Source organism: Flavobacterium macacae (assembly GCF_003865365.1).
GTDB lineage: Bacteria > Bacteroidota > Bacteroidia > Flavobacteriales > Flavobacteriaceae > Flavobacterium > Flavobacterium macacae.
Genome location: NZ_RQVR01000011.1, coordinates 132,487 through 138,601, shown reverse-complemented (window position 1 = coordinate 138,601; position 6,115 = coordinate 132,487). Strand labels below are relative to the sequence as shown.

The 6,115-nt window shown below is 37.5% G+C and carries 7 protein-coding genes; 5 read left to right on the top strand and 2 right to left on the bottom strand.

The features are described from left to right. Positions 1 to 241 precede the first annotated feature (241 nt). A complete protein-coding gene (locus tag EG849_RS10855; protein ID WP_125013105.1) occupies positions 242 to 640 on the bottom strand; it encodes a helix-turn-helix domain-containing protein in 399 nt (132 codons plus the stop codon). A gap of 171 nt (positions 641 to 811) precedes the next feature. On the opposite strand from EG849_RS10855, the gene EG849_RS10850 reads away from it, so the two are divergent. From EG849_RS10850 to mobA, 5 genes are all read left to right on the top strand, one after another. After that, positions 812 to 1,678: a hypothetical protein gene (locus tag EG849_RS10850; RefSeq protein ID WP_125013104.1), complete on the top strand. Its 867-nt coding sequence runs from the start codon at positions 812 to 814 to the stop codon at positions 1,676 to 1,678. 5 nt (positions 1,679 to 1,683) lie between these two features. Continuing rightward, the gene (locus EG849_RS10845) at positions 1,684 to 2,262 is read left to right on the top strand and encodes a hypothetical protein (RefSeq protein ID WP_125013103.1); all 579 of its coding nucleotides are present in this window, start codon (positions 1,684 to 1,686) and stop codon (positions 2,260 to 2,262) included. A gap of 30 nt (positions 2,263 to 2,292) precedes the next feature. Then, positions 2,293 to 2,919 carry a hypothetical protein gene (locus EG849_RS10840; RefSeq protein WP_125013102.1) on the top strand — a complete coding sequence of 209 codons (627 nt, stop codon included), beginning with the start codon at positions 2,293 to 2,295 and terminating at the stop codon, positions 2,917 to 2,919. A 56-nt stretch (positions 2,920 to 2,975) separates the two neighbouring features. Next, complete coding sequence (locus EG849_RS10835; RefSeq protein WP_125013101.1) at positions 2,976 to 3,317, top strand: hypothetical protein; 342 nt, start codon at positions 2,976 to 2,978, stop codon at positions 3,315 to 3,317. 1,014 nt (positions 3,318 to 4,331) lie between these two features. Then, on the top strand, positions 4,332 to 4,763 hold the full coding sequence (gene mobA, locus EG849_RS10830; RefSeq protein WP_125013100.1) for a conjugal transfer protein MobA: 432 nt from the start codon (positions 4,332 to 4,334) through the stop codon (positions 4,761 to 4,763). A 517-nt stretch (positions 4,764 to 5,280) separates the two neighbouring features. On the opposite strand, the gene EG849_RS10825 is transcribed toward mobA, so the two are convergent. Further along, on the bottom strand, positions 5,281 to 6,081 hold the full coding sequence (locus EG849_RS10825; RefSeq protein WP_125013099.1) for a hypothetical protein: 801 nt from the start codon (positions 6,079 to 6,081) through the stop codon (positions 5,281 to 5,283). Between the last annotated feature and the right edge of the window lie 34 nt (positions 6,082 to 6,115).

Here is a 6,115-nt window from a genome sequence, read left to right as displayed (position 1 = left end):
TTCAACCGAAACAGGTGGTCAATTTGAACTGGAATTGGGTGGTCAATTTGACCGGTTTTTCCAGTAATTCAGCATTTGAACTTCATATACAACAGAGAATGGCCTACTTAACATCTTAATCAAATCTGTCATCCATTATATATGCTTGAGAGTTTAGAGATGTATATCGACGGACGGCATTGTAAAACAAAAAAGAGACTCGAAAGTCTCTTTTTGGAATTAATATATCTTCTATAAAAGCCTATTTGGTTTTAAGTAATTTTTCCAAATATTCAACTTTATCTTTCTCTGCTTGGACTAAACGTTCGTACAATTCAACGACTTTGTCTAATGGATTAAAAGTTGGTTGATATTGAACATTTGCATTCATTGTAGCATTGTCATGATTATTTACTGTATTTCCAATAATATTTAAAACCGCTTCTTCTGAAAAATTCTTGATCGCTTCCACACTTACACCCAAAGCTTTCGCTACTTCGATTAATTTTTCTTCTTCTATCGTCTCGCTATTTTCCATAATAGATACAGCCTGCTGGTTTGTTCCCAGAGCCTGTGCCAATGCTTCCTGTTTCATGTCCTTTAATTCACGGATGCGGCTGATTTTTCGGCCAATGTGATTTGATTTTGTTAGTGTACTCATAGCTCAAAGATAATAATTAAGAATAAAAATGAAAGTCCCTTGTATAATACAGCAATAGTCTTGTACGGTACGGGGCAAATTGATACGGTACAAAACGAGTAATCACTTACTTGCTGTGTGTTAAACAAAAATACGATTTTTCAAACAAGTATTAACTAAAAATCTAAAATTATGAATGCAATTGAATTTTTACAGCAGAAGGAATTGAAGGAAATAATTACAGGGCACATCCAAACAGCTGCCATTTATTGTTTTGGCAGGCATGCAACATCTTACAATTCGAGCAGGATACTCTGTCCTGATAAGGAAGTACAAAAAGAGCATATTCATTTATACCTCCTAGTATTCGTTTATGAAACCATAGAAAATGCCGCCAGTGACATAAGTGACAAGATCAAAACAGGGACAGAAGGTTCCTTAACCGCAACAATTCTTATACACCACGTAAAGACTCTTAAAAACCCCTGCCATGACCAGCGGTTTTTCTTCTGGCAGGTTATGCAGAACGCAGAGCTGCTATTTCAGGATAGCAACAGGCCTCCGTATCTGAATCTTACGGAAATTCCAAAAAGAAATCTAAAATCCACATCAAGCTATGTGGCAAACAGGAGCTATGTTATTGCCACAATTTGGAGCTGGGTATACAATGATGATGACGTGACCAGTTCGGATATGGTAAAGATGTCTGCCCTCCACCAGATTGTGGAGCAGACCTGCCTGTCGTTGATTCGCGTCTTTACTGGATACACCCCAAATCATTTTGCACTGGAGTACCTGTTTACGCTTTGTGAATACTTTACAACCCTGACTGCGGATTTCTTTCCACGCCAGACCACGGAAGACAAGTCCCTGTTCAAACTGCTAAAGCAGCAGCCCAGTACCTTGCGTTTCAGCAGGACCAACGATATCGATTATATGCATTATCAGCTGGTGGAGGAAAGATGCGGGAAATTCAGAATGGAGGCGGATATCCTGATCCAAAATGAGATGGAACGGCTTAGTAAAATTGAAGATGAAACCAAGAAAATGAACAATTAGAAATCATGAAAAAGAACAAGATATATTTTGAAACCAATTTTTGGGCAGCCTACGAGATAGGAAACCCATTTGAGGTGATTGATGCCTTCTTCGATTATGCACACCTCGATCATTACAAGCAGAGGTTGGGAGAAGAATTCCTTTACATCAATAGGCAGGACGTTTACAAGAAAGAGTATCCGGGGCAGGTATTTGTCTTCTATACCGCCCTTCGTTCCTTCCTTAAAGCCTGCCTGTGTCTTCAATATAAGGGCAAGAAATGGAAAGTAAAGCAATACTCTGAATGCAAATCAGTCCTTCATCAAGCTTCACTAACAAAGGAAGAGTACGCCGATCCGTTTATGGTATTCCAGACGGCATTTGCAGAGCAATCGCTGGATGAATTTGAGTTTTTCCTATCTGAGATAACCCACCTGTCCATGTCTCCCTATACCATAGAATTTGACACCGACCTTATAACGCCCTATATCCATCTGATCAAGATGCTCGATGCAAGCCAGCTCATGCGTGAGAGAGGCGTTGAAAAAATTAAAAAGAAAGCACTGCAACGATCAGAATCCGATGATGCGACGCTATCATCATAATCCCAACTTTAACAGCAATAAATTTTAAACATGAAAAATAATGAAAACAGCAAGGAAGAAAAAAAACTTGTAAGATCAATGCAACAGGCCAGGACGGTACTGGACATGTTCCTGCTGAATTCCGAAAAGAGCTTGGAAAGCGGTATTTCGGAACTGCTCGATAAATTGAAAAATCCAAACCTCGATCTATTACTGGACCGGTATCCCGATCTCCTTCGGGAATACGAGCTGGAAGAACTGCTTTCAGGCGATCTTGAAATCAGAGGTGCAGAGATGCAGGACGTGAAGACGGCAGGACTGCTTTCTTGCCTGCAACTCCTGGCTCATTTTTGTGGTGAACTGAAAGAACACCCAGATCCCGAGGATAGGCGGTTCGACAGCCTCAGGTATATCTTAAATTCCATTGCCTGCTCCCGATTCATAAAGGAACTGCTTCTTGTAATCCTATCGGTGGTTGGAACAGTCTATTACGAAAAGTTCCAGCTGAGGATTCAAAATCTGGATCTTAATCCAGAAAGCGAAGCGGAATTGGAAAAAGATCCTGAAATGAAGGAACATATCAATCTGATGACATGGTTGGCGTTAGCCAGGCTGTTCCTGGAATCGGTCTATACTTATTTCAGCACTCCCGATAAGGAAATGAAAAACACGACATGAAAAACACCTCAGAAAGTCCAATAAATAAATGAATAATCTATCTAAAACTAAAGATCATGGAAAAAGAAACAACCAACTTAAATGACCTCATTGACAACCCTGAACGTTATTTCGTATTACTGAAGCCGGCATCTGAAAGTAGAAACGATATCCATACCATAGAATTAAAAGTGGAAGGATACCGGGATCTGTTCTGCATGATTATGGATCTGCTCAAGGCTGGAATGCTTGCCTTGGAAGGAATCGAGGTCGGCAGCAATAGTCCAAGACAGTCCGAAAGATACGTTTACAGTCTTTTGCGAATAGTTGAAATGCTGATCCCTTTGGAAGAGGCAGAACTGCTGGACATGCTTTACCAAATACATTTGGGTGGGAATAATAAAGGTGACTCCAAATAACTTCTTTCGAATTGTAATGATAAAAACGCTGACTTCGGAGGCGTTTTCCAGCCCCCAGCAGGGCAAGTTGTTTTGAGATGCTGAATTCATTTCAAGCATCTCAAAACACAACTTGCCGTTGTCCCGCGACAACATTTTTAGTGATGGTTTTAATTGAAAGGGCTTCAGCCCTTTTTTTTTTGTATGGATATTTCAAGGATTTCCTGTCATGGACAGAATCATCAAAATTAGCTATGGCAGGGCGATTCGGTAATATTATTTTTTCAGGTTTATGATTATACTTCCGTTGATTCCATTATTCTTTGCAATAATTACAATCGGGACGAAGAGAATTACAGACCTCCTGTTAAATTCACATACGCATACACGCCATCCGTAGGTATTTGCATAAAAATGTCTTCCTGTAGGGCTGGCCAACTATACAGATGTATGTGTCCCTCTGGCAAGATGCACATGTAAAAACGTAAATCAATACTTATCTACTTATCTACTTACGCCCTTATGCAACTACATAGATATTTCGCTGTGTAAACAAGTAAGTAATGCCCTATCTACCTATCTAAAACCATAAATATATTTTCAAAAGAAAAAGAAAAACCGGAAAAAAGAAAAAGAAAGCAATCTTACAGGACGGGATACGCCAAAAGGAATCGGAATAAGTCCCGAAGGGTGGCTTGCGAGGTACGAGTAAGTCATTATGCCGAAGTCTTTTTGCCATACTGATATAGCCCGTCATACATTTGTTTTCTTTTTATTATTTCTTAAGGAATTATAAACTACAAAGAATTTCTTTAAATGAATGCGTAGGCAAGAATAATCCAGTGATACATTTGTCTTGACGTTTGAGGTAGTAGTACATTTTTCTTGGGCTTACTGTGGGCTAGTAAAAGGTTAAGTTTATAATGGTACAAATAAGCCATATGCTTCCAAACACTTCCAAGTATTTCCAACTTAAGTCGCAATGGCTGATTATGAGATATATTAGTTTACAAGTAATATTATTCAATTGGAGTCATGGAAAATGAAGAAAGAAAGAAACCGCACCGAGGAGGCAGGCCTCCAAAAAATGATCCTGCTGTCCACCGCTATTCCATCAGTCTTAACGATGAAGAAAATGCACGCTTCCTGACCCTCTTTGAAACATCGGGAATGCATGTCAGAGCACACTTCATTACAGCCTGTGTTTTCCAAAAAGGTATTAAAGTAGTCAAGATAGATAAGGCGGCTATCGACTATTACATGCGCCTGACCTCCTTCTACAGCCAGTTCAGGGCTGTCGGGGTAAACTATAATCAGGTAATAAAGATTTTGCACCGTAATTTTTCCGAGAAGAAAGCCTTGGCCTATCTGTACAAACTGGAAAAGCAGACTATAGAATTAGCTGTGCTATCCAAAAAGATAATGCAGCTCACGGAGGAATTTGAAAAAAAGCATCTTAAAAAGTAAGGCGCACTGCATTTAAATTTAGTCAGCCAGCGAAAGACAAGGCGCAAGTGTGCTAAATACATTGTACGTAAAACTTGTTGCAGTGAAAAATGCAATCTTCTGAAATTGATGATTTCAGTTCTTAAAATCTCCTTGTTTTTTTTAAGAATCGATTTACTCAAAAATTACTTGCGTAATTTTTATTTCAATATGGCATTCCAATCTTACACAAAGTCCGCAGTAAAATGTTGATGCTTATATATTTTGTCTCTTCAAAGTTTTTTTAAAATCACTTCTAATGTCAGTCTGTGAAAAAACTAAAATCCTATTGAGAATCGCATATTTGAATTTTTTCCTTGATAGTCCTCCGGATACTTTCTTAATTTATAGACGTTTTTTCACAGCCTGACGTTTTGCGGCTACTTGTCTGTTGCGTAAATAGGACCAGAGCATTTAATGCTACGGTAAACAAATAAGTAAAAATATAGTTTCAAATTATCTAAAAACCAACAAAGGCAAGTCGCTGTCAGCATTAGTATCATGGATAGTCGCTGTTGAAGGTAAAGTTCTCAATCTTGTATAAGCCTGATTGAATAATCCTATTTTTATATCCTGCTTTGCGGATTAAGTTTTTAATCTTTAAATATTCTTGTTTGGGAATTCTTGGATCCACAACAATTTCGTCAAAACAGTGATTTGGATCTATTTGATAAGAGTATATTTTGTCCGATTCGTCGCAATCGTCATAAGAATGAACAATTCTTACTTCTCTTTCGTGAGTAAAAGCTAGCCGCTTTAACATTAAAGTTGATGCTTGGCCTTTTCCAGATTGATCAAATATAATATTACTTACATTCTGACTCAGTAGTCCTATTAAATCGTTTTTTCTTTTATATTCAACTTTACCAATAAAGGAATTTAAAATATAAGGTAGACCATTTTTAGGATTAATGGCACTTTTTTGTGAATTAAATAGGGGTTCAAAAATTTTACCAATATTAGATTTTACTTTTACACCTATATTACCAGTTATCAAATCTCCAGATTTTTCATCTTTAATGTGCTGAGAATATATTCTCCACATAGCATCACTTTCTTTTTTTAAACTCCAACATTGCCCAAAGTATTTATCTCTTGACGATATTGTGAAAAGTTGCCCTGAAGGAAGTTTTCCAGTAGAATTTAAAATAAAATTTTCAAAAGGATCTTCCCACAATGAAGTTCTGACAAGTACATTTGTTTTATTTGTAAGTAAATCAATGAATCTGTCTAATTGATAAATCCGGTAGATATTTTTATCTAAATCTCCTTTTTGTAAGTTTATAAGATTATTTTCCATTTAGTTTACGATATTACTACTAACATTTTGCCTG